The organism is Streptomyces sp. NPDC048718 (assembly GCF_043198875.1).
In the GTDB taxonomy this organism is placed as follows: domain Bacteria; phylum Actinomycetota; class Actinomycetes; order Streptomycetales; family Streptomycetaceae; genus Streptomyces.
Map to the genome: position 1 here is coordinate 273,385 of NZ_JBICVG010000006.1, position 24,041 is coordinate 297,425.

The 24,041-nt window shown below is 68.7% G+C and carries 14 protein-coding genes and 4 pseudogenes; 10 read left to right on the plus strand and 8 right to left on the minus strand.

Going from position 1 to position 24,041, the window contains the following annotated elements; all coding sequences use genetic code 11:
- Positions 1-87: 87 nt before the first annotated feature.
- The 3 genes from ACGFRB_RS13935 to zapE form a co-directional block, all read right to left on the minus strand.
- Positions 88-1,488 (minus strand): alkaline phosphatase PhoX, encoded by a 1,401-nt coding sequence (locus ACGFRB_RS13935; RefSeq protein WP_393242858.1) that lies wholly within the window; start codon positions 1,486-1,488, stop codon positions 88-90.
- A gap of 205 nt (positions 1,489-1,693) precedes the next feature.
- Complete coding sequence (locus tag ACGFRB_RS13940) at positions 1,694-2,119, minus strand: OsmC family protein (RefSeq protein ID WP_393242860.1); 426 nt, start codon at positions 2,117-2,119, stop codon at positions 1,694-1,696.
- Between the two features lie 30 nt (positions 2,120-2,149).
- Entirely contained in the window at positions 2,150-3,241 is a 1,092-nt protein-coding gene (zapE, locus tag ACGFRB_RS13945) for a cell division protein ZapE (RefSeq protein ID WP_393242863.1), read from the minus strand.
- 243 nt (positions 3,242-3,484) lie between these two features.
- On the opposite strand from zapE, the gene ACGFRB_RS13950 reads away from it, so the two are divergent.
- The 5 genes from ACGFRB_RS13950 to ACGFRB_RS13970 all read left to right on the plus strand — a co-directional run bounded on the left by ACGFRB_RS13950 (position 3,485) and on the right by ACGFRB_RS13970 (position 8,642).
- Positions 3,485-4,279: a pyrimidine reductase family protein gene (locus ACGFRB_RS13950; protein ID WP_393243115.1), complete on the plus strand. Its 795-nt coding sequence runs from the start codon at positions 3,485-3,487 to the stop codon at positions 4,277-4,279.
- A 117-nt stretch (positions 4,280-4,396) separates the two neighbouring features.
- Positions 4,397-4,867, plus strand: a complete 471-nt coding sequence (locus tag ACGFRB_RS13955; protein ID WP_363012199.1) for an indole-3-glycerol phosphate synthase — start codon at positions 4,397-4,399, stop codon at positions 4,865-4,867.
- Between the two features lie 131 nt (positions 4,868-4,998).
- Positions 4,999-6,396 (plus strand): UDP-N-acetylmuramate--L-alanine ligase, encoded by a 1,398-nt coding sequence (murC, locus tag ACGFRB_RS13960; protein ID WP_393242865.1) that lies wholly within the window; start codon positions 4,999-5,001, stop codon positions 6,394-6,396.
- A 25-nt stretch (positions 6,397-6,421) separates the two neighbouring features.
- The gene (msrB, locus tag ACGFRB_RS13965; RefSeq protein ID WP_363012202.1) at positions 6,422-6,841 is read left to right on the plus strand and encodes a peptide-methionine (R)-S-oxide reductase MsrB; all 420 of its coding nucleotides are present in this window, start codon (positions 6,422-6,424) and stop codon (positions 6,839-6,841) included.
- 277 nt (positions 6,842-7,118) lie between these two features.
- On the plus strand, positions 7,119-8,642 hold the full coding sequence (locus ACGFRB_RS13970; RefSeq protein ID WP_393242868.1) for an FMN-binding glutamate synthase family protein: 1,524 nt from the start codon (positions 7,119-7,121) through the stop codon (positions 8,640-8,642).
- Positions 8,643-8,987: 345 nt separating this feature from the next.
- Here ACGFRB_RS13970 and ACGFRB_RS13975 read toward each other — a convergent pair.
- Positions 8,988-9,395: pseudogene (locus ACGFRB_RS13975) on the minus strand (Fur family transcriptional regulator); the annotation flags it as partial.
- A 208-nt stretch (positions 9,396-9,603) separates the two neighbouring features.
- Here ACGFRB_RS13975 and katG point away from each other — a divergent pair.
- Together katG and ACGFRB_RS13985 are read left to right on the plus strand one after the other, a co-directional pair.
- Positions 9,604-11,835 carry a catalase/peroxidase HPI gene (gene katG / locus ACGFRB_RS13980; RefSeq protein WP_393242870.1) on the plus strand — a complete coding sequence of 744 codons (2,232 nt, stop codon included), beginning with the start codon at positions 9,604-9,606 and terminating at the stop codon, positions 11,833-11,835.
- A gap of 1,145 nt (positions 11,836-12,980) precedes the next feature.
- Positions 12,981-13,535, plus strand: a complete 555-nt coding sequence (locus ACGFRB_RS13985; RefSeq protein ID WP_393242872.1) for a hypothetical protein — start codon at positions 12,981-12,983, stop codon at positions 13,533-13,535.
- A gap of 56 nt (positions 13,536-13,591) precedes the next feature.
- On the opposite strand, the gene ACGFRB_RS13990 is transcribed toward ACGFRB_RS13985, so the two are convergent.
- The 4 genes and pseudogenes from ACGFRB_RS13990 to ACGFRB_RS14005 all read right to left on the minus strand — a co-directional run bounded on the left by ACGFRB_RS13990 (position 13,592) and on the right by ACGFRB_RS14005 (position 20,646).
- Complete coding sequence (locus ACGFRB_RS13990) at positions 13,592-18,139, minus strand: hypothetical protein (RefSeq protein WP_393242874.1); 4,548 nt, start codon at positions 18,137-18,139, stop codon at positions 13,592-13,594.
- Between the two features lie 266 nt (positions 18,140-18,405).
- Positions 18,406-19,621, minus strand: a pseudogene (locus ACGFRB_RS13995) (ABC transporter permease).
- 135 nt (positions 19,622-19,756) lie between these two features.
- A pseudogene (locus tag ACGFRB_RS14000) lies at positions 19,757-20,170 on the minus strand (ABC transporter ATP-binding protein); the annotation flags it as partial.
- The gene (locus ACGFRB_RS14005; protein ID WP_393242876.1) at positions 20,167-20,646 is read right to left on the minus strand and encodes a hypothetical protein; all 480 of its coding nucleotides are present in this window, start codon (positions 20,644-20,646) and stop codon (positions 20,167-20,169) included. The pseudogene ACGFRB_RS14000 and the gene ACGFRB_RS14005, both read right to left, overlap by 4 nt.
- A gap of 424 nt (positions 20,647-21,070) precedes the next feature.
- Between ACGFRB_RS14005 and ACGFRB_RS14010 the strand changes: the two are divergent.
- From ACGFRB_RS14010 to ACGFRB_RS14020, 3 genes and pseudogenes are all read left to right on the plus strand, one after another.
- A pseudogene (locus ACGFRB_RS14010) lies at positions 21,071-21,972 on the plus strand (IS701 family transposase); the annotation flags it as partial.
- 498 nt (positions 21,973-22,470) lie between these two features.
- The gene (locus tag ACGFRB_RS14015; RefSeq protein ID WP_393243117.1) at positions 22,471-23,295 is read left to right on the plus strand and encodes an asparagine synthase-related protein; all 825 of its coding nucleotides are present in this window, start codon (positions 22,471-22,473) and stop codon (positions 23,293-23,295) included.
- 257 nt (positions 23,296-23,552) lie between these two features.
- Complete coding sequence (locus ACGFRB_RS14020; protein WP_393242878.1) at positions 23,553-23,981, plus strand: hypothetical protein; 429 nt, start codon at positions 23,553-23,555, stop codon at positions 23,979-23,981.
- Positions 23,982-24,041: the final 60 nt, after the last annotated feature.

The following is a 24,041-nucleotide window of genomic DNA, read 5'->3' on the forward strand; positions in this document are numbered from 1 at the left end:
AACAAGGGTTCGTCATGTGCCGGGGCCGGGGCCGGGAACTCAGCCGATGCCGACCCCGCCCCCGCCCCGCCCCCGCCCCGCCCCCGCCTACTTCCAGGGCCCCCTCACCGCGAACGTCGTCCCCGGCGTGTAGCAGTTCACGTACATCGTCGAGCCGTCCGGCGAGAACGTGACACCCGCGAACTCGCCCCACTCCGGAGCCTCGGGCGTGCCGATGTTCTGGGCGCCCCGCGCGACCGCGTACACCTCGCCCTTCCGGCTCACGCCGAAGACGTGCTGCGCGCCCTCGCCGTCCTCGCAGACCATCAGACCGCCGGTCGGCGCGAGACAGATGTTGTCGGGGGACTCGCCCGGCAGTCGGACGTCCGTGTCCGGTCCGAAGACCACGACCAGGGTGAGCCGGCGCGGCCCCGGCTCGTACTTCCACACCTGCCCGTAGTGGGTCGCGGCCGAGCCGTCCTTGGCGCGGGCGAACGACGAGACGAAGTACACCGCCTGCCCGCCCCAGTAGCAGCCCTCCAGCTTCTGCGCGTGCGTGATGCCCTTCGGGCCGAAGTCCTGCAAGCGGATGGGGGTTTCGGTCGCCAGTGGGTCCGGTACGGGCACCCACTGGATGCCCTCGAAGCGCGTCCCCGGCTCCTGGACGACCGACAGGTCCGGCACACCCGGCACCCGCATCGCCTCAAGGGCGCCGCCCGCGCGCAGTGAACCGGTGCCGCCCAGCGGCTTGTTGGGCAGGAAGCGGTAGAAGAGGCCGAAGGGCCGGTTGAAGGCGTCCTCGGTCTCGTAGACGATGCCGTTCCTCGGATCCACCGCGATGGCCTCGTGCTGGAAGCGGCCCATCGCGGTCAGCGGGACCGCACCGGTGCGGTGCGGATCGGCGCCGTCGACCTCGAAGATGAAGCCGTGGTCCTTGGTGTAGCCGTTGGTGCCGGCCCGGTCCTCGGTCTCCTCGCAGGTCAGCCAGGTGCCCCAAGGGGTGAGCCCGCCCGCGCAGTTGACGGCCGTACCGGCGATGCCGACGCGCTCGCCCAGGACGTTGTCGCGCCCGTCGAGTTCCAGGACCGTACAGCCGCCCTTGGCGCCCGGGTCGTACGTCAGACCGGCCACGGTCGGCACGCCGATCGGCGCGGTGACCCGGTTCTCGTGGTTGCGTACGAGGTGCACCCGGCCGCGCCGCCCGGCGAAGGCGCCCATACCGTCGTGGTTGCCCGGCACCAGGCCCTCGCCGGAACGCAGCGGGTCGCCCTGCCGGGACAGCACCTTGTAGGAGAAACCGGCCGGAAGATCGAGCAGCCCGTCCGGGTCGGGCACCAGCGGACCGTATCCGGCGTGGTTCCCGGGGAGCGCGCCACCGCCGGCGGGAGCGGCGGCGGCCGTCCCGGCGAAGAGTTCGGAGAATGCGCCGGCGAAGGCGATGCCGGCGACGGACGCGCCCGTCCCGGCGAGGATCTGACGTCGTGTTGCGGACAAGCGTTCGGTAGACATGAGGCAACGACCCGATTTCTGTAAGACGAACAGAGGGGGTGTGACGTGTGACCCGCATGTGTGTACCACGCACAGTGGTGACACGTGAACCACGCGGGCCACACGCGCCTCAGGTATGTGCCGAAGCCTGACGGAATATGCCGTACGGACGCCGACCAGGCACCGATCGGACGCCGAGGGGGGAACCCCTCGGGACGCCGAAGCCTCAGGCCAGCTCGGCCGACAGGGTGATCGTGGTCCCCGTCAGCGCCTGGCTCACCGGACAGTTCTTCTTCGCGTCCTCCGCCAACGACTGGAACTGCGCCGCGTCGATGCCGGGCACCTCGCCGAGCACGGAGAGGTGGATGCCCGTGATGCCCGTCCCCGGCTGGAAGGTGACGTCCGCCTTCGTCTCCAGGCGGGTCGGCGGGTTCCCGGCGCCGCCGAGGGCGTGCGAGAGCGCCATGGAGTAGCAGGCGGAGTGCGCGGCGGCGATCAGCTCCTCCGGGCTGGTCTTGCCGTTCGGCTGCTCGGCGCGGGCCGGCCAGGAGACCGGGTACGTGCCGATGCCGGAGGAGTCGAGGCTGACCTCACCGGAACCCTTCATGAGGTCGCCCTGCCAGACGGTGTGGGCGTGACGCACGGTGGCCATGTGTATCCCTTTCCTTGGGGTACGGCCAAACTACTGCGCCACCAGCCCCTTCGCGTCCCGTGCGAGCGCGGTGAGCCGGGAGATCGCCCGGAAGTACTTCTTCTTGTACCCGCCGTTCAGCATCTCGTCACTGAACAGTTTGTCGAACGGCAGACCGGAGGCGAGTACGGGTATCTCACGGTCGTAGAGCCGGTCGGCGAGCACGACGAGCCGCAGCGCGGTCGACTGGTCGGGGACCGCCTGGACGTCGGTGAGGCACACCGCCGTCAGGTCCTCGGTCAGCGCGCTGTACCGGCTCGGGTGGACCCGGGCCAGGTGGTCGAGCAGATGCGGGAAGTCGTCCAGGGAGGCGCCCGGGGTGGCGTACGCGGTACGGGTGACGGTCTCGTCGTCGTACGGCGCGGGCGCCTCGGGCAGCCCGCGGTGGCGGTAGTCCTCGCCGTCGATGCGCAGCGGCCGGAAGTGCGCGGACAGGCCCTGGATCTCGCGCAGGAAGTCGGCGGCGGCGAACCGGCCCTCGCCGAGCTTGCCCGGCAGGGTGTTGGAGGTCGCGGCGAGCGCGACGCCCTGCTCGACGAGCTTGCCGAGCAGGCTGGAGACGAGGACGGTGTCGCCCGGGTCGTCCAGCTCGAACTCGTCGATGCACAGCAGCCGGTGGTCGCTGAGGGTGCGCACGGTCTGCTGGAAGCCAAGGGCGCCGACCAGGTTGGTCAGCTCGACGAAGGTGCCGAAGGCCTTGAGCGAGGGGTCGGCCGGGGCGGCGTGCCACAGGGAGGCCAGGAGGTGGGTCTTGCCGACGCCGTAGCCGCCGTCGAGGTAGACGCCGCGCGGTCCGGCCGGGGCGGCCTGCTTGGGCGTACGGGAGAACCAGCGGCGCCGGCCCGCCCCCGAGGCGTGGGCGCCGCCGAGGCCCTCGGCGAAGCCGGAGAGGACCCGTACGGCCTCGGTCTGGCTGGGCTGGTTCGGGTCCGGTATGTACGTGTCGAAACGCACCGAGTCGAACCGGGGCGGCGGCACCATCTCCGCCACCAGGCGGTCGGCGGGGACATGGGGCTCACGCGAGCACAGCGAGAGCGGGGCGGCCTCGGTGGGCGCCGCTTCGGTTATGGCACGGGTCGACACAGTTATCCACTCTAAGCGCCATGTCAGACTGCGAGGATGCGACGCCTGTTCCCTGTGACGGACATGACAGCCCCGGCCGCGGTCGGCACCCCCGCCGGCGCCCCCGGTGAGACCTCCCGCGAGGCCGTCCGCGAGACCCCCCACGGCACGCCCCCCGCCCTCTCCGGCGCCACCCGCCCCGTGGCCCCCGGGGACGCCGGGGCCTCCCGGGAAGCCGAGGCGTCCCGGGACACCAAGCCCTCCTTGGCCACCGGGGCTCCCCAGGGCGCCCCGACCCCCCGGGGTGTCGCGGGGCCGGACCCCGACGCCGACCGCGAGTGGTCGCTGGACGAGCTGGCCGACGCCTACGCGTACCCCGACCCGCTCCCGGCCGGCGCCTCCTGGCTGCGCGCCAACATGGTCTCCTCGCTCGACGGCGCGGGCCAGCACGACGGCCGATCGCAGCCGCTGTCCTCGGCGGCCGACATGCGCGTCTTCGGGACGCTGCGCGCGCTCGCCGACGTGGTGATCGTCGGCGCCGAGACCGTACGGCAGGAGGGCTACCGTCCCGCCCGGGCGCGGGAGGCCTTCGCGGAGCGCCGGAAGGCGGCGGGGCAGGGCCCGGCGCCGGTGATCGCGGTGGTGACCGCCTCGATGGAGCTGGACTTCTCGCTGCCGCTGTTCACCGAGCCGCTGGTGCCGACCCTGGTGCTGACCGGCGCCGCCGCCTCCCCGGAGCGCCGGGCGGAGGCCGAGCGGGCCGGGGTGGAGGTGGTGATCGCGGGCGACGGCCGGGAGGTCCAGCCGCTGGAGGCGGTGGCGGCGCTCGCCGAGCGCGGGCTGCGGCGCCAGCTGACCGAGGGCGGGCCGAGGCTGCTGGGTCAGTTCGTGGCGGCGGGGGTGCTCGACGAGATGTGTCTGAGCCTGTCGCCGACCATGACGGCGGGCGGCGCGCAGCGGATCGCCGGGGGACCGTCGATCGCGGTTCCGCAACGCTTCTCGGTGGCTTCGGTACTGGAGCAGGACGGCTTTCTCTTCACCCGCTACCGTCGGATCTGACAATCAGCGGAATTTCCCGTTCCGCTTAGCTTGCGCTGGGCAGACTTACCCTCGCAGTCCCCGTGAACCGCCTGCGGGCGCGGGGAAGGATGGTTTCCGCAGAAGGGCTTTCCTGAGGTGTTCACAAGCGTTCTGATGATCGAGAAGCCCCTGACGGCCGACGACGTGGACTTCGTCACCACCCTGCACGGCGACGAGGGCGTGTCCTTCATCGTCCTGATGCAGCCGCGCGGTGACCAGGCCGACGCGCTGCTGCGCGCCATCGACGACGTGGCCATGGGCGAGCTCAAGGAAGCGGCCCGCGAGGGCGACGAGCCGGAGGGCGAGGCGGCGCTTGCCCCCGCCGAGCAGGGCCTGGAGATCTCGCTCCAGGCGCTGAGGGCGGCGGGCTGCGAAGCGGTCGGGCAGGTGGTCGAGGAGCACCCCCTCGACAAGATGAAGAACGTGGTCGAGGAGGCGAGCGCCGACGAGGTGATCGTGCTCACCGCCCCGCACTACGTGGAGGAGTTCTTCCACCGCGACTGGGCCTCCCGGGCCCGCCACAAGGTCGGCGTCCCGGTCCTGAAGCTGTTCGCGCACAGCGAGTGACCCGCACCGGCCCGCACGCGTGACCTCGCGGCGCCGCGGGCGCCCGGGAGCACCGCTTCCCGGGCGCCCGACCGCCATCACCTAGGCTGGGGCCTCACCGAACGCGAGATCTTGACCCAGGGGAGAACCGCATGGCACCCGCCATCCCTGCCGCCATGGAACGGCCGCACTTCATCGGCATCGGCGGTGCCGGAATGTCGGGCATCGCGAAGATCCTCGCCCAGCGGGGCGCCAAGGTCGCGGGCAGCGACGCCAGGGAATCCGCCACCGCCGACGCGCTGCGCGCCCTCGGCGTCACCGTGCACATCGGCCACGCCGCCGAGCACCTGGCCGACGACGCCTCCGCCGTCGTCGTCTCCAGCGCCATCCGCGCCGACAACCCCGAGCTGGCCCGCGCCGCCGAGCTGGGCATCCCGGTCGTGCACCGCTCCGACGCGCTCGCCTCCCTGATGGACGGCCTCGGCGCCCTCGCGGTCGCCGGCACCCACGGCAAGACCACCACCACCTCGATGCTGGCCGTCGCGCTCACCGAGCTGGGTCTCGACCCCTCGTACGCGATCGGCGGCGACCTCGCCGGCCCCGGCACCAACGCCCGCCACGGCGAGGGCGACATCTTCGTCGCCGAGGCCGACGAGAGCGACCGCAGCTTCCAGAAGTACGACCCGACGGTCGCGATCGTCCTCAACGTCGAGCTGGACCACCACGCCAACTACGCCTCCATGGACGAGATCTACGAGTCCTTCGAGGCGTTCGCGGCCAAGATCCGCCCCGGCGGCACCCTGGTCGTCGGCGAGCACGCGGGCGCCCGCGAGCTGGCCGGCCGGGTTTCCGGCAACAAGGACCTGACGATCCTCACCGTCGGCGAGGCCGAGGGCTCCGACGTCTGGATCCGCAAGATCACCCCGAAGGGCATGACCAGCGAGGTCGCGGTCGTCATGCCGGACCTGGACGAGGAGATCGTCTTCACCGTCTCCGTCCCCGGCCGCCACTACGCCCACAACGCCGCCGCCGCCCTCGCCGCCGGCTCCCGCCTGGGCGTCGACCCGCGCGACCTGGCCCGCGCCCTCACCGCGTACACCGGTGTCGGCCGCCGCCTCCAGCTCAAGGGCGAGGCCCAGGGGGTGCAGGTCATCGACTCGTACGCGCACCACCCCACCGAGATGACCGCCGACCTGGAGGCCATGCGCGGCGCCGCCGCCGACGCCCGCCTCCTCGTCGTCTTCCAGCCGCACCTGTTCTCCCGTACGCAGGAGCTGGGCCGCGAGATGGGCGACGCGCTGGCGCTCGCCGACGCGTCGGTGGTCCTCGACATCTACCCGGCCCGCGAGGACCCGATCCCGGGCATCACCAGCGAGCTGATCATCGACGCCGCCCGCGCGGCCGGCGCCGACGTCACGCCCGTCCACGACAAGGACACCGTCCCGGACGTGATCGCGGGAATGGTCCGCCCCGGCGACTTCGTTCTGACCATGGGCGCGGGCGACGTCACGGACCTGGGCCCGAGGATCCTCGCCCGTCTGTCGAACTGAACCACCGAGGGAGCGGAGGCGGACCATGGCCGACAGGGCCGAATACGAGGTCGAGAAGACCGACGAGGAGTGGCAGGCGCAGCTCACGCCGTCCGAGTACCAGGTGCTGCGGCTCGCGGGCACCGAGCCCGCCTTCCGCGGCGAGTACACGGACACGAAGACGAAGGGCGTCTACGCCTGCCGGGCCTGTGGGGCCGAACTCTTCACGTCCACCGAGAAGTTCGAGTCGCACTGCGGCTGGCCGTCGTTCTACGACCCGAAGGACAGCGAGGCCGTCGAGCTGATCGCGGACACGTCCCACGGCATGATCCGTACCGAGGTGCGCTGCGCCCGCTGCGGTTCGCACCTGGGGCATGTCTTCGAGGGGGAGGGCTACCCGACCCCCACCGACCAGCGGTACTGCATCAACTCGATCTCGCTCCGGCTGGAGCCGGACGAGAGCTGATCCAAGGCGGCCCGAGGGGGCCGCTGCGGTTCAAGAGGCGACTCAGGAAACCGATCGAGAGGCGGCCCGAGGGAGCCCGGCGATATGCCGGGACTCTCCCGGGCCGCCTTTTTGGGCTGCCCAATCATTTGAATGACCTCTAAGATCGTCTGATGATCGACGGTGGACGCCGAAGCCTGCCCGGACGCGTCCGCCGCGCCATGCCCACGAGGCCCGCGCCACCCGCCGCGCAGAGCGGCGGAGCCGGGCGTCGAGCAGTCGACGAGAGGAACGTTTCATGCGTGCTCGGATCATCGGTACGGCCGCCGCGACAGCCCTGGCGGCGGTGGCGGCCCGCGATCTCGTCCAGAAGAAGCACGCGCTGCTCAGGAACTTCCCCGTGGTGGGCCACGCCCGCTATCTGCTGGAGCGGATCGGGCCGGAACTGCGGCAGTACGTCGTGACCTCCAACGAGGAGGAGCGCCCCTTCAGCCGCGACCAGCGCACCTGGATCTACGCCTCCTCCAAGGGCGAGAACAACTACTTCGGTTTCGGCACCGACGTCGACGTCGAGCATGTGCAGGGTCACGCGTACGTGAAGCAGCGAACGTTCGCCGGCGCGCTGCCCGACCTGACGAATCCGGACGCCCCGCTGCCCTCGGCGAAGATCCTCGGCGGCCCGCGCGGGCGCGCCAAGGCGTTCCGCCCGGCGAGCGTCGTCAACATCTCGGCGATGAGCTTCGGTTCGCTGTCCGGCGCCGCCATCACCGCCCTCAACCAGGGTGCGGCGATGGCCGGGACGATGCACAACACCGGCGAGGGCGGCCTGTCTTCGTACCACCGCAACGGCGGCGATCTCGTCCTGCAGATAGGTACCTCGTACTTCGGCTGCCGCGACGCGGACGGCACCTTCAATCTCGACAAGCTCAAGGCCGTCGTCGCCGGCGCCCCGGTCAAGGCGATCGAGATCAAGCTCTCCCAGGGCGCCAAGCCCGGCCTCGGCGGCATGCTCCCGGCCGCGAAGGTGACCCCCGAGATCGCCGAGATCCGGGGCATCCCGGCGGGCGAGGACTGCGCGTCCCCCTCCCGGCACACCGCCTTCCACGACGTCGATTCGCTGCTCGACTTCGTGGAACTGCTCGCCGCCGAGACCGGTCTGCCGGTCGGGATCAAGAGCGCCGTGGGCGAGATGAGCTTCTGGGAGGAGCTGGCCGCCCTGATGGCCCGGGGCGACCGGGGCGTGGACTTCGTGACCGTCGACGGGGGCGAGGGCGGCACCGGCGCGGCGCCGCTGATCTTCTCGGACTCGGTGTCGCTGCCGTTCCGGATGGGCTTCTCGCGGGTCTACGGCACCTTCGCCGAGCGAGGTCTGACGGACGATCTGACCTTCATCGGATCGGGCAAGCTCGGCCTGCCCGAGAACGCCGCGGTCGCCTTCGCGCTCGGCGTCGACATGATCAACGTCGCCCGTGAGGCCATGCTGTCGATCGGCTGCATCCAGGCGCAGAAGTGCCACACCGACAAGTGCCCCACCGGCATCGCCACCCAGAACCCGTGGCTGGTGCGCGGGGTCGACGCGCCGTCGAAGGCCACCCGCGCCGCGACCTATCTGCGCACCCTGCGCAAGGAGTTGCTGAAGGTCTCGGGCGCCGTCGGCGTCGCCCATCCCGGGCTCATCACCACCGCCGACATCGAGATCATGAACGGCGACTACGACGCCCGCAGCCTGGCGAGTGTCTACGGCTACAAGGAGGGCTGGGGCGAACTCGGCCCGGAACTGGCCCGGGAGATCGCCGAACTGGTCACCCGGCCGGCGCAGTAGGTCCGCAGGGCCCAGAAGCCCAGAAGCCCAGAAGCCCAGAGCCCGAAGAACCGAGAGTCCAGGGAGCCCAGGGATGTCCGTGAGCCGGCCGGTGCGTACGCGTCGCGCCGGCTTACGTGTGCCCGGCCGCCCGCCGGCCGGGGCGCGTACCCCGGGCGCGTCAGGCGCCCTTGCCGCGTTACGTCCCCCGCCGCGGGGCGGGCCTCCGGCGCCCCGCGCGCCCTCGCCGCGTTACGCGCGCCCACCGGCCCGTGTTCACCCGCCTGGCGGACACCCGCCCGGCCGTCCCTCACCCGGCCGCTGTCCGGCCTCGCCCGGCGGCTCCCCGTCCCCGCCCCGCCTCCGCGCGCACACGGGGCACAGGCCGCGGTAGGTCACCTCGGCCCCCGTCACCGTGAACCCGTAGCGTTCCCCCTCCGGCAGCACGTCCAGCGGATCACCCTCCGGGTGGACGTCGCGGACCGTGCCGCACCCCGCGCAGACCAGATGCTGGTGCGCGCGCCGGACATTCGGGTCGTAACGCTTGGCGCGCCCGACGCTCGACACCTCGATCAGCTCCCCGAGCGCCACCAGCTCGCCCAGCGTGTTGTACACCGTCGCGCGCGAGATCTCGGGCAGTCTCGCAGTGGCACGGGTCAGTACCTCGTCCGCTGTGAGGTGAATGTGCTCGCCGTCCAGGACCTCGGCGACCACCCGGCGCTGGGCGGTCATCCGCCAGCCGCGTCGGCGAAGCCGTTCCAGCAGGTTGCTCATGGTCACCAGCCTTGCTGTGCGAGTAACAAGCCACTACCCCGACCGTACAAGTCCGGCTGTCATCTTGACTTGGACTGTGTCCATATTAGGATCGACTCCAGTAGGAGCCAAGAGGGTGCGCGCCGGTCGTTCCGGCGTTCCGCCCGACCATCGACGCCCCCAGCAGTCCCCGCGCCCCGTGAGCCGCATGGTTCGGAAGGAAAGTCCGATGTCTGAGCAGAAGCACGATCCACTTGTCACCGAGGACGCGTCGGCCGCACAGAGCACGGGCGGTTGCCCCGTAGCGCACGGTCGCGCCCCGCACCCGACCCAGGGCGGCGGCAACCAGCAGTGGTGGCCGGACCGGCTCAACCTGAAGATCCTCGCGAAGAACCCCGACGTGGCGAATCCGCTCGGCGGCGACTTCGACTACGCCGAGGCCTTCAACAGCCTCGACCTGACGGCCGTCAAGCGCGACATCGCCGAGGTGCTCACCGACTCCAAGGACTGGTGGCCGGCCGACTTCGGCAACTACGGCCCGCTGATGATCCGCATGGCCTGGCACAGCGCCGGCACCTACCGCGTCCGTGACGGCCGCGGCGGCGCCGGAGCCGGTCAGCAGCGCTTCGCCCCGATCAACAGCTGGCCGGACAACGTCGGCCTGGACAAGGCCCGCCGTCTGCTGTGGCCGGTCAAGAAGAAGTACGGCAAGTCGCTGTCCTGGGCCGACCTGCTGATCCTCACCGGCAACGTCGCCCTGGAGACCATGGGCTTCGACACCTTCGGCTTCGGCGGCGGCCGCGTCGACGAGTGGGAGGCCGACGAGGACGTCTACTGGGGCCCGGAGACCGAGTGGCTGGGCGACGCCCGCTACACCGGCGACCGCGACCTGGAAAACCCCCTCGCCGCCGTCCAGATGGGTCTGATCTACGTCAACCCCGAGGGCCCCAACGGCAACCCGGACCCGATCGCCGCCGCCCGCGACATCCGCGAGACCTTCGCCCGCATGGCGATGGACGACGAGGAGACCGTCGCCCTCATCGCCGGTGGCCACACCTTCGGCAAGACCCACGGTGCCGGCCCGGCCGACAACGTCGGCGCCGAGCCCGAGGCCGCCCCGATGGAGCAGATGGGCCTCGGCTGGAAGAGCTCGTACGGCACCGGCTCCGGCAAGGACGCCATCGGCTCGGGCCTGGAGGTCACCTGGACCGACACCCCGACCCAGTGGGGCCAGGGCTTCTGGAAGAACCTCTTCGAGTTCGAGTACGAGCTCACCAAGAGCCCGGCCGGCGCCCACCAGTGGGTCGCCAAGGACGCCCCGGAGAGCGTGCCGGACGCGTTCGACCCGAAGAAGAAGCACCGCCCGACGATGCTCACGACGGACCTGTCGCTGCGCTACGACCCGATCTACGAGCCGATCTCGCGCCGCTTCTACGAGGACCCGGAGGCGTTCAAGGACGCCTTCGCCCGCGCCTGGTTCAAGCTCACCCACCGCGACATGGGCCCCGTCGTCCGCTACCTCGGCCCCGAGGTCCCGAGCGAGGAGCTGCTCTGGCAGGACCCGCTGCCGGAGCGCACGTACGAGCTGATCGACGCCGCCGACATCGCCTCCCTCAAGGAGAAGATCCTCGCGACCGGCCTCACCGTCGCGCAGCTCGCCGGCGCCGCCTGGTCCGCCGCCGCGTCCTTCCGCGGCAGCGACAAGCGCGGTGGCGCCAACGGCGGCCGTATCCGCCTGGAGCCCCAGAACAACTGGGAGGTCAACAACCCGGACGAGCTGGCCCAGGTCCTGCGCGCCCTGGAGGGCGTCAAGGAGTCCTTCGACTCCGAGGCGACCGGCGGCAAGCGGGTCTCCATCGCCGACCTCGTCGTTCTCGCGGGCAACGCGGCCGTCGAGAAGGCCGCCAAGGACGCCGGCTTCGCCGTCGAGGTCCCGTTCCACGCGGGCCGCGTCGACGCCTCCATCGAGCAGACGGACGTCGCGTCCTTCTCGGAGATGGAGCCGAGCGCGGACGGCTTCCGCAACTACCTGGGCAAGGGGGTCCGCCTGCCCGCCGAGTACCTGCTCGTCGACAAGGCGAACCTGCTCACCCTCTCCGCCCCGGAGATGACGGTCCTCGTCGGCGGTCTGCGCACCCTGGGCGTGACCCAGCCGCAGACGTCGTACGGCGTGCTCACCGAGACGCCCGGCAAGCTGACCAACGACTTCTTCGTCAACCTCCTCGACATGGACACGACCTGGAAGTCCGACGACGACCAGACCACGTTCGAGGGCCGGGGCGCCGACGGCGCGGCCAAGTGGACGGCCACCCGCGCCGACCTGGTCTTCGGTGCCAACTCCGAGCTGCGCGCCGTCTCCGAGGTGTACGCCTCCGACGACGCGAAGAAGAAGTTCGTCGAGGACTTCGTCAAGGCCTGGGCCAAGGTCATGGACCTGGACCGGTTCGACCTGCACCACTGAGTGCGCCGCCGAGTGCGGCGCCGGGAAATCGGTCGGGCCGTTTGAGCCGACCGGGTGATCGGTGACGAGGGGCACGGGGTAGTACGGAGGCTTCTCGTGGCCGGTGCGGCACAGGGCCGTTCGATCAGCCGCGATGAGTTCGGGCAGACGCCCGGCCGGGGTTTCCCGGCCGGGCGTTCTGCGTGGGCGGCGATGGAGCCGGTCGGCGCCGTCCGGCTCTGCCCGGGCGGCGCGCACGGACGGGGGTGGATCAGGAGTGACGGGTGATCTGGTGCGGGCGGCACGGGAGCGCACGGACTCGGTCGTGGAGCTCGCCCAGGAGCTGATCCGGCTGCCGAGCCGCGGGGGCCTGGACGACTACGGGCCCGTTCTGGGCGTGCTGGAAGACTGGTCTTCCGCTCGCGGACTGCCCCACCGTCGTCTCCACTTTCCTTCGGGAGCGCTGGTCGGTCTCCTCGTCGAGGTCGCGGGCGGGCGTCCGGGGGCGTGGTGGACGCTGGATGCCTGCGTGGACACCGCCCCGCACGGTGACACCAGCCGGTGGTCCGTCCTGCCCACCAGCGGCGAGGTGCGAGAGGGGTGGCTGCTCGGGCGGGGGAGGCGGACTCCAAGCTCGCCGCGTCGATGTTCTGTCACCTCGCCGCCGACCTCGCGCCTCACGCGCACGAGTTCGCGGGCGGCCTCGCGGTCCTGCTGGATGTCGACGAGCAGAGCCCGCCGCTGCCACTACCAACGACGGGGTTACGACCCCCCACATACGGTTGCAGTATGAGCCGTACTGGTGGTCTTCCCTGTCTGGGCGTCGGCGGCGATCACGACGTAGCCGCCCTGGCCCGCCGGTCCACGACACCGACCGGCACTGGCTGGCGAGGGGGCCGCCGCCGCGGGTGCGGCACTGGCCCGCAGGAGAGAGCGTCGGCCGAGCATCAGGGAACCTCGGATCCGTCACGAAAGGTCCACGGACGACGAACCAACCATAGATACTTTCCTCGTGGCCGACGATTCTGACAGGGTGCGCAAGCAGACGGCGGCGCGGGACTGGCGATCGATGGGGACGGGTAGCGAATTCCGCACCACGCGGACACCCGTCCGATACTTGAGGGGTCGACGTTCGCGCGGTGAGCGCGATGACCGCAAGGAGTGGGATGGGCACGGAAGAGTTGAAGTCGGCCTGGCATAGGCTCGATGAGTGGCTGGCAGTCATGGCCCCCGGAAGCCGGGACTCGTTGAGGCCACCGGTCGGCCGAGAGTCGGTATCGACGCTTCATCAACAATGGGATGTTGACGCACTGGAAGAGTTGACACTTCTGCTATCCATACACGATGGCGCCGAAGCGTCAGATGCGGGAATGTTCCTATACAGCGAGCAACGCCTGCTGCCCGTGGCCGACATACTTCGTCTCAGCAAGAGGTTGTGCGGACCACTTCACGACGATGCCGAACTTGTCGGACAGTACTGGCATCCCGCATGGGTACCCTTCGCCGCCAACCATGACGGGGCGAGCTGCCTGTTCATCGACGGCCGCCCCGGCGCCACCTGCGGTTCCGTCGGCACATTCTTCCACGAGTCCGGCGGCGAGCCCACCGAATGGCACTCCCTCGCCCATTTCCTTTCAGATACGGCTGAATCCCTCGAATCGGCATCGATGATTCGAGGGAAGCTTCCTTGCCTGCAGGGCGATCTGCTCTACTGGGACTGAGGCGAAGACGAACGGGCGGGCGAGGGCTGTTCGCCCCCGCCCGCCCACTTCGACTACTACGGCGTCATAGTGCATTCCACAAGGGGGCCTGCCGGCGAACAGTTCTCGAATCCCGGGATATCCACCCAGTATTCGTCGGAGTCCAACAGCCTGAAGTATGAAGCGAATCCGCCGAATCGATTCATTGATCCGCCATTCTGCCACTGCGCCATCGACGACCTGCCGCAGACCTCATTGAAGGTAGGCAGCGGGTAGCGATCGTCATCGTACAGCTTCCAGGTTCCCTGCGCGACCCTGGTGGCGTATGTCTGAACACACGCATCACCAGAATCCACAGGATTTCTCCCATTGAATTCAGCGGGCATTCCAGCCGACTGATATGAGCCCGCGAATGCAAACTCATCACAGGATGCAACGTCAGCCCCTCCACTTTCCACCAACTCGTGGAGGAGAGTGGTCTTGCTGTGGTATTGATAAGACTTCGGACAGATGACGCGACGATTATCATCCGTGTTCCTGCCGTACTTATTCTTATTGTTGGGAAGATAGTTCATCGGGCTTCCGAACTTCTTGGATCCCGCGTGAGTCGACGCTAGAGCGTTCTGGATCAACCATGCGTGTGCTGCCGCCGCCGGATATTTCTTCGAATTGAATACGTAGGTCGGAGCATAGGTCCCGAACGAGCAACCCACGGTTCCCGCAGTGGCGAAGTTGTCACACTGAGCCAAAAGGTCATCAGCGTTGACTCGCACTGCGGCAGGGCCTGCGACGGGCGTGTATGCCTGGTATTTCCAGTTGAAACCTATCGGGTCCCACCCTCGGGTGGACGCCTGGTTCTTCCAGGCATGCTCCTTCGTGGCCCGGGCAATGTGAACATCCCCCGGGGTCCAAGTGAGAGAAGCGTCCCAGTGTTCCGGCTGACTCTCGCAGGAATCCGACTCAAAGCAGTTGAATCGGATGTCCAGGGTGATGTTGACCAGCTTCTGATCAATGCTGATCGGCCACACTTCGAGTGACTGACGGAAGGTACCCAAACGCCGTTCCAGACCGATGTAGTGGTACATGTCGAAGTTCGCCTCCCCGATCAGATCCGGGGGTTCGTTGTCCGAAATCTTCCACGCCTGGTACTCGTACACGTTATGGAAGCATGCTTCGAATCGCGTGTATCGGTGGGAGCCCCGGTGATTCGTGCACCACGACGTGCCGGCAGTCGCAGCAAGGGGGCTGGCAATCCTCTGCTTGGGAGCCGGAAGCGAACCCATCTCCTTGGAATCGGATACGGAACGGACGCAGCCAACCTTTCCGGAGGAGTCCGGCCGACTGCAACTCATCCCCTTGGACTCGGCAGAGGTGACGGCACCAGACGCACGCAACGCGTTCAGCCCCGTGCTACTGAGGCCGGTCGCCCCAGCCGCATCAGGGATGACGGGAGTACTCACGGGAGCCGCCATGGAAATGGGACCATTGACAGTGTCCCAGTCCACGTTCGGTGCATCCTTGTCCGGTTCCGGAAGTGTGATGTCCACACCGCCGAACCGGCCGGGAACGAAGGCTACCGCGTCAAAAGCGACGTCCTGGTCACCAGTTCCGTCGGATGTGATGGTGGAGAGGCTGACTTCAGGCGTGCCAGCGAACCGGTAATAACCGATATCCACCCATCGGTTGCCGTTCCCCGGCTGGGAAACGGTCCGCGTGCGAATTCCGTCCCGAGTCTTAATCTCGTACTGCGCGACCTTGGTCTGTGCGCCGTGGTCGGGAAGATGCACAAAGACCTTGGCCTGGTCAAGCGACTCGTTGAGCTTCCACGTTCCGGTGATTTTCAGACGATTCCCCTTGGCATCGTCCTTCCGGGTGTGACCGAAATAGAAATGCCCACCGAATCCAGCGCCGAGCTGATGAAGGTCGGCCTTGGCCGGCCACTTCGTAGAGCAGCCGGTGCAGCCGCTCTCGCCATCACCGAAATCGAAGGTGAAGGAACCCTTATTGGTCCAGCCACTGTTATCGCATCCAGGTCTTACGACGGGCGTGCCCTCCGGCAGGTCGTCGACGATTCGGGCGCCAGTCGGAAGTCCTGCGGTCGTACAATTCGGCGGGTATGCGGTTCCGTCGGGTTCTTCGGCCCAGGTGACGGGGAATCGAGTGAAGTCGTTGCCGCAGTAGGAGTCGCAGTCCGACTTCCACTGGACAGGCTCATTCCACCAACACTTGAAATCGGCGAGGGTGCAGGGACCGGTGAAGGCCGAGTTGCTGGCGGAATCACTGATCCTGGCCGGGTCGCAGCTGTTGGCCGCAGTGCAGAACAGATCCTCAGGGGGCTTGACCTGCGCGCGGTTCTGCTTGGCCGAACCGGCGACAGTGGCATCCCCTTCCTTGCCGTTCCATGAAGCTGCCCGGAAAGCCGGAACCATCGTGCCCGGTGATTCCAGGTAGGACGGCGGATGGGCAGCGAAACCGAGGACCTTCTCCTGGTAAGGCCAGTCCTGGGGATGGGAGGCGTCGGCAGCGTCCTCGTTACCGAGACCGTCCTCCATGAACGGGCTCCGGCCGGCGTCCCACTCGGGGTTGGCGGGGTTGTTCGACCAACCCACGCCCCAGGGCTGCCCCATGCCTGTGTTCTCGTGGAAACCCGAGTTGTAGGACCACAGAGCAAAGGTCCAGTTCTCCAGCTTGGCCGGGTTTCCGTTGTTGGCCACGAGACCGGCACGACGGGTGGTGTTCCACTTGTCGGCGAGGATCTGCAGTCCGGCGGCCACGTTGGCGGTGTAGTCGAGGGCGACCGCGCGCTGCTTCTGGTAGTCCCAGGCCGCGCCGCCATGTCCATCCTCGCGGCCGGCCAGGCGCATGTGGTCGGTCACCTGGGTGATGCCGTAGCCGCAGTCTGCCTCGGCCCAGTCGACATCCCAGTCATTGGAGGAATCGCCATCGTAGAGATCGATGCCGTAGTAGTTGCCGATCAGGGGGTTCGCGGTGACGCCGGGGACGGCGACGCGGGATGCCTGCCACATGTTGGATTCCTGCGCGGTGACTCCGAGCATCACCTGGGCGGGAATTGTGCCCCCACCCTCCAGAGTGGGGGCGGGGAACAGGGTCTGCGGCTGGTAGGCCGGCATCCCGAGGTTCTTCCAATTGGCGGGCCGGCTGATGTGGTTGTTCAGCGCGTCGCGGATGGCCATGTTGACCGCCCACTCGACCTGTCGAGGCTTGGGCTGCATCGCCTGGTTGTGTGGGTCATTGCGCGGAACGGAGCAGGTGCGCTCGGACTCCACCGCTTCGTCGCGGGCGCCGGACGCGGCCGCCAGCGCCCGCACGGCGGAAGGTGCACTGCTCACCAGGGGTGCCGCGGACGTCTGTCGGTCGGCGCTCTTGAGGGCAGGTGTGGGCTCGGAACCCTCCGCGATCCGTGGGCTCCTACGAGCCTGGGGGTCGACGGTGAATTCGGCCTTCTGGTCGCTTTCGAGCACGTGCATGGTGACATCGACTGGGCGGTTCTTGTCCCCTCCGTCGTACCGGAGCAGGGCTCCCTGGCCGTCGCTCCACGCCGTCTTAGTGAGGACTGCGCGAGCCGCCGTGGTTACCTTCGCGTCCTTGGGAGTGCCGGACAAGTGACGCACGGCCCGCGGCAGCTTCACCCCCTGGGGGAGCTGGACCTGGCCGGTCAGATACACCGTGCCGGCGTTGCCGGTGAGACCGGTATGAGCCTGCGGCCCCTCGGCGAGCACCGTAGCGCGGGACTTCTTTCCGGCGGGACGGTTGACCTGGTCAGCGGTGATGTGCTTGGCGCGCGTGGTATTCCGGCCGGCGGAGGATGCCTTGCCCCGGGATGAGGCCGCGGCCGGCCTGTCGAGGAAGACAAGGCCACCATCGGCATCGGGGACCAGGCGGTAGGGCGTCGACTCGGTGACGGCGAGGACGGTCTTGGCACCCCGGCGGTCGATCTTGACGATCTGGGCGCCGGCCGCGCCGATGACGGACCCGTCCTTGGCGGGGACCGAGGACGTCACCTGTCCGCCGACCTGAATCGGTTCCGAGAGCTTCCCCGTCACGGTGTCGAGCGTGAGCAGCCGCGTCGCCGCCTTGTCCTCGCCGCCGGACTGGGTGAGCACCGCCTGCTCGCCCGTACCGCATCCCGGGTTGTAGTACGACAGGGACACCTGGACGGGCAGCTTGGTGACTTCGCCCGTCTCCAGCTCCACCACGGCCGCGAACGCGCCGCGCGCCATCAGCCGCGGGTCATTCGTGAACGTGCGGGGTGCGTACACCACTACGGCACGCTTGCCCGAGCCCGTCACACAGGCATTTCCGATCCACGCGTCGGTGTCGAACCCGGGCTCCGACAGTGAAGCCGTGGTGGTCCACGCGTAACCGTCGCCTTCGCGCGCGGTGAAGAGATGAAACCCCCGGGCGTCACCCTCGGCGGTCCAGGCGAGGTCTGTCGACTTCTTCCAGTCCTTGCCGAGCACACGCGAGCGTTCGTCGGCGGGAACGTCGTGAGGCTTAGCCTTGCCCGGCATCTTCAGCGCGGGCAGGGGAGCGGGTGTCTCCGCCGCGGTGGCCGTCGCTTGGAGTGTTCCGGCGAATAGGGCACCGACGGCTGCGGCCGTCATCCCTATTCGCGCTCTTCTGCGAAATCTCAACAGTTCTCCTTCAAAGAGGTGTTCCGTGACGGGGACCGTCACGGCAGTCCCAGCCCCGGGCGGGGTGGGAAGTCGGGATCTCTCGTACGCGCGGGGCAGCGCTCTTCGGCCGGCGGCCGCCAGAGAGAAGGCGGACGATCACCTGTCGAGGACCGGTCGTCGGCAAAGAGGCGCTCGCGGCCGGCTATGGAGGGATGGGCTGTCGCGTCCGATGCGTGGGTGAGGACCGCGCCGCCTCAGCGGCGCAGGGCCTCGACCGGGGGGAATGCTGGAGGCCCGCCACGCCGGGTACAGGCCGGCCAGAAGCCCTGTGACCAGGCCCAGCAGGGGTGCGGACATGAGCGTGATGGGATCGAGTACGGGTGTCCACTGCTTCGCCAAGGCTGTGGCAACAACGACCGCGGTCCCGATGGATGTCCCGGCCAGCCCTCCCAAGAGGCCGAGGGCCGCGGACTCGGTCAGGAACTGGAGCGTGATGTGGATGCCGCGTGCGCCCAGTGCCCGGCGGAGTCCGATCTCGCTCGTGCGCTCCATCACCGCGACGAGTGTGGTGTTGGCAATGCCGACCGCTCCGATGACCAGGCAGACGCCTGCGAGGACGAGGAACAGCTGGCCGAGGTCGTCGCCTACGGCAGACCGCAGCGACCTCGGATCCGGCGGTGGAACAACGTTGAAGTACTCGGGATGCTCTGGCCGCAGGGCGACGGCGGCTTCGCGCGCGACCTGAGAAGCCGCGCCGAGCCTGGTGGAGACGAGCATGCGGGCGCGGGTGTCTGCAGGAGGCCCCCAGACGCGTTCCGCTGTGCTGCGCGGCACCATCACGGACATCAGCAAGTCCGGTTTCCGGTCCACGTCTTCGATGATGCCGATCACGGTGAAGGCGGTGCCGCCGATGAAGATGGCAGGTGCTGTCCGCAGGGTTTTGATCCCCATGCGGGCCGCTGCCGCCTGTCCCAGGACGGCGACTTGCTGGTTGTACTGGTCGTGGAAGTCGTCCAGGGAACGACCTTGTACGAAACGCGAGTTCACGGCAGTGAGAACGCCGGATGACGCGGCGATCACCTGTGTATGCGCGTCGGCACCGTCAGCGGAACCGAGAGGAACGGCCTGGACGGGCCGGCTGGGACCAAGCCGGACTCGCCAGTACACGCCGGCCGATGTGACACCGTTGAGACGACGAATACGCGCGTCGGCGTCCCGGGGGAAGGCTAGGGGAACGCGGGCGGAATCCTGCCCACCTGCGTCCTCGATGTTGACTTCCGTTGCCGTGAGCTCGTTGAATCGGGTGTCGATCTGCGAAGCCGCGGTGCCGGTAAGGCCGAGCACGGCAATGAAAGCGCCCACTCCGAGCACGGTGCCCAGAGCAGTCAGGATGGATCGGGCCGGCCGTTGCAGGATTCCCGTTATCGCCTCGGAAAAGAGGTCCCTCGACGCGATCCGGGACCGGCCGATGGAATTCCGGTGAGATCGACGACCGAGGTGAAGCCGTATCACTCGGCCACCCCGTGGCGGGACAACTCGGTCAGAATTCCATCGCGGATCGTGATGGTGCGCTGCCCCTGCGCGGCAACGTGTGCATCGTGTGTCGACTCTGCGTAGCACGGCCTCTGCCCGGATGCACCGCTCGCGCCGCGGTACGCGCCGGTACACCATGGCGACTTCGACGTTCTCCAGCGCGCTGCGGTGCGGCAGCAGATGAAAGGACTGGAAGACGAAGCCGATGCGCCGACCGCGCATGGCCGCACGGCTCGACTCGCTGACGGCCGCCGTGTCGATCCCGTCTAGCAGATACGTTCCACGCGTGGGCACATCAAGAAGGCCGATGATATTCAGCAGCGTCGACTTGCCCGACCCTGAGGGACCGACGACGGTGACATACTCGCCCTGCACGATCCGCAAGTCACAAGGGTGCAGCGCCTCGACTGCGGGAGGCCCCGGATAGGTATGTCCTACCGTGGTGAACTCGATAACCGGATGCCCGTCAAGGGGAATCGCACTCACGACCGACCACTGCCGAGAGGCGGCTGAACGCCTACAACTACTTGGTCACCCGAAGAAATCCGGGCGGACCCTTCCGGGGTGATCTGCACGTAGCCGTCTCCGGTCATGCCGACCTGAACGGCGACTCGTCGTTCGTGACTTCCGGTTCGTACCGTGACAGCGGTCAGTCCGTCTGCACCCGCGGAGATCGCCGAAGGCGGCACGGCCGGCACCTCACCCTGCGAGGACGCGGAGACGATGGTCAGTCGAACGTCCGCACCGTAGAAATCCGAAGTAAGCGAATTCGACGGCTTCACTTTTACAGCGTAGTTTTCACCGCTCTGAGTGGATTCCCCGGCTTGGGGCTTCGTGGGTGACTTGGCGACGGAGATCACTGTTCCTGTCACCTGCTTCCCTGATTCCTCGGAGAGGATCTGCACATTCTGGCCGGGGCGGATCAGCCCCTTCTCAAACGGCGCCACTGCCGCATCGACCAAATTAGATCATCTTCACTTCCTCACTAATCGGGCAAATGCTGCCCATTTGATGGTTACGGATTGATCTCTTTCTTGCACTCCTGGTGATTTCGACCGGCGGCGCCTGATCCGCCCGCTACGCGCAAGAGTGGTGCAGGGCGCAAGCCGAGTGCCTGTCACATCGCTTGTCACCCACCGCTGTTTGCCGAGCGCGGCCAGGACCCGGGCGACGGCCACGCGCCAGTCAGTGGCGGTCCACCGGTCGTCGGTGGGGTCGTCCGCGGTGCGCAGGGTGGAGCGGATCAGAGCGTGCAGGTGGTGGGGCCAAAGGGTGAGGGGGCCGTTGCGGACGAAGGGCCGTTAGTACTGCAACCGCATGTGGTGTGACCGGCCGGCGTCTTGGTCGTTGGGCTGACTGTGTGATGAATCGCTGACGGACGCGCAGATCGAGGACCGGTCCGAGGGGATAGTCGGGCTTCATGCCCGGTTCGCAGGACGTTTTGGCAGGTCGGAGTCGCGTGAACGGGCTCTGGACTACCTGAGCACGTTGCTCGCGCCGCTGGAAAGGAAGAACGGGTGGACGCTGGCCGAGCAGGCCGGCCAGCGTCGCCCGGACGGTTTCCAGCGGCTGCTGAACTTCGCCCACTGGGACGAGAACGTGGTCCGCGACGATGTGCGTGACTTCGTCGTCGAGACGATCGGCAGCAACGACGCGGTCCTGATCGGGGAGGACACCGGCTTCCTGAAGAAGGGCGTCAAGTCCGCCGGGGTCTAAAGGCAGTACTCCGGCACGGCCGGACGCACAGAAAACTGCCAGATTGGCACGTTCCTGGCCTATGCCTCCGCCACAGGCCGGGCCTTGATCGACCGCGAACTGTATATCCCCGTCTCCTGGGCCGATGACCGGGAACGGTGTCGGGCCGCCGGCATCGGCGACGAGGTGGCCTTCGCCACGAAGATCGAGCACTTCAAGTGGATGCCGCAACGCGCGATCGACGCACGTGTTCCCTTCGCCTGGGTCACTGCGGATGAGACCTACGGCCAGGTCAAACACCTGCGGGCCTGGCTGGAGGAGCGGCACGTCGCCTACGTGCTGGCCACCAAGGTCAACGACACCCTGACCACCACCGGCGGCACGGACACCGAGGTCCGGGACCTGATCACCGCAGTGCCCCGGCAGGCATGGAAACGGATCTCCGCCGGTGCGGGGGCCGCGGCCAGCGGTTCTACGACTGGACCCGGATCGCGATCCGCCCGCAGGGGCAGGACGGTTTCGGGCACTGGGTCCTGGCCCGCCGCCGCATCAGCGACCCCACCAAGATCGCCTACTACGTCTGCTACGGACCCGGCTCCCTGGCCGCCGCAGGGCCCGTGCGCAGCGTGACCGACGGACAGGCGACGCTCGCCGTCGCCGGGCCGTGCAGGCCCGCAGACAACGAACTGCACGCCGCGCTCAGCGCCGTGCACGCCGGGCGGTGGGCGGACCTCACCGCCTTCCCCGGTTCGTACTGGGTCACCGCGGACGACGGGCGCGCCCGGTTCGCGTGCGGTGACCTGGCCGGACTCCGGCCCGTCTACTACACCCCCACCGGCGAGTGGGCGACCGACGTCCAGTGTCTCGGCTACCGCCTCGTCCCGGACCTGGCGCTCCTGGCCGCGCGCATCGTCGCCGGAGACCACTGGCCCGAGCGCAGCGTGTACGAAGGCATCGGACTCGTCCCCGGCGGATACGGACTCCTCCTCGAACCAGGCCAGGCCCCCCGGCTTGTCGACATCAAGGCGATCGACCCGGTGCCGGACCTCGCCACCGGGGCCCGGCGGTTCGGCGCCACGCTCACCCAGGCGGTGCAGGAGCGGGTACGCGCCGCCGGGACGGCCGTCGGGGCCGACCTGTCCGGCGGGCTGGACTCCTCCTCGGCCGCGATCCTCGCCGCAGAGGTGGGAGACGTGCACGCGGTCACCTACGCCGACCGCTACACCAGTACCGAAGACGAGACCCTGGCCGCCCGGCTCGCCGAGCACGCCGGCCTGTTGCACACGGTCACGTTCGGCGGAGACGGCGAACTGCCGTTCTCCTTCCCTCCCGGCCAGCCCACCGGCGACGAACCCACCCTGGACGCCGCCGTCTACGCCATGGACCGCGCCTACCTGAAACCCGTCGCGGGCCTGCCGCTGCACCTGACCGGGCACGGCGGCGACGTCGTCCTCGACGCCATCCACCTCGGCCAACCCCATCATCTCGGGGACGCCGCGATCCACCAGGCCGCCGAAGCGGCAGGCGCGGACAGCGTCATCGCCGCCCTCCCCGGCGGCCTCGACACGTCCCTCGCTCGCTCCTGGTGGGGAGGCCACGATCTGTCCGGCGGGCAGTGGCAGCGCCTGGCCATCGCCCGCGCCTTCCACCGGGACGCACCCGTCCTCGTCCTGGACGAGCCCACCGCAGCGCTCGACGCCCGAGCCGAACACCGCGTTTTCACCCGGCTCAAGGCCCTTTCCCGCGGCCGCGCGACCATCTTCATCACCCACCGGCTCGCCAACGCACGCATCGCCGACCGCATCATCGTCCTCGACGGCGGACGTGTCGCGGAGACCGGTACGTACACCGAACTCATGGCACGAGGGAACGCGTCACTCTTCCACCAGATGCTTCGACTTCAGGAAGACGCGTGACCACCGCCCGTCGGCACGATGTCGAACACCACCTCGTGGTCGAGTCGCCTGGGGGACAGGGGCAACGCGAGGCGAACCTCTGTCGGTACGGCTCACCGAATCGGGTGAATCCGCGTATGTACGGATGTGGAGGCGGTGTGTGCGGCCCCATCATTCCGGAGGACACGCACCACGTGGCCGTCATCGTTCCGCTCGTTCCTGAATCCCCGGCCGCGTGACGCCCGTCGCGGTGCCCGTGGCCGAGAAGGAAGAAGATCATGCGAACCTCGACTTCCCGCATCAGCCGCGTCCTCGCCCTCGCCCTCGGCGGAGCGCTGTCGCTCGGCCTCCTGACCGCCACCGCGACCGCCACCGCCGCGACCGACGACCTCGACGCCCCCTACGCCCGAGCGGCCGCGAAGGTGGCCGCGAACGCCACCGTCGAGCACTCCAAGAACGTCACGTCGGTCACCCGGGGCGGATCCTCGGGCCGCAAGGGCATCTACTGCGTCAAGGTGCCGACCACCGCCGTGTCGAACCTGGGCGCGGCGGCGATCCTCGCCACACTCAGCGACTACCGGGGTGAGATCACCGCGATCGGCAAGGCGCACGCCTACTGCGGCAACGACGCCCACACCATCACCGTCGTCACCAGCGACGACGCGGGCAAGGACGCGGACCGGCCGTTCACGGTCGCCGTCCTGTAGCCGAGTCGCCTCGTCGCTGGAGCGGAAAAGCCGCCGGCCGCAGCCCCCGGGGACGGGTGG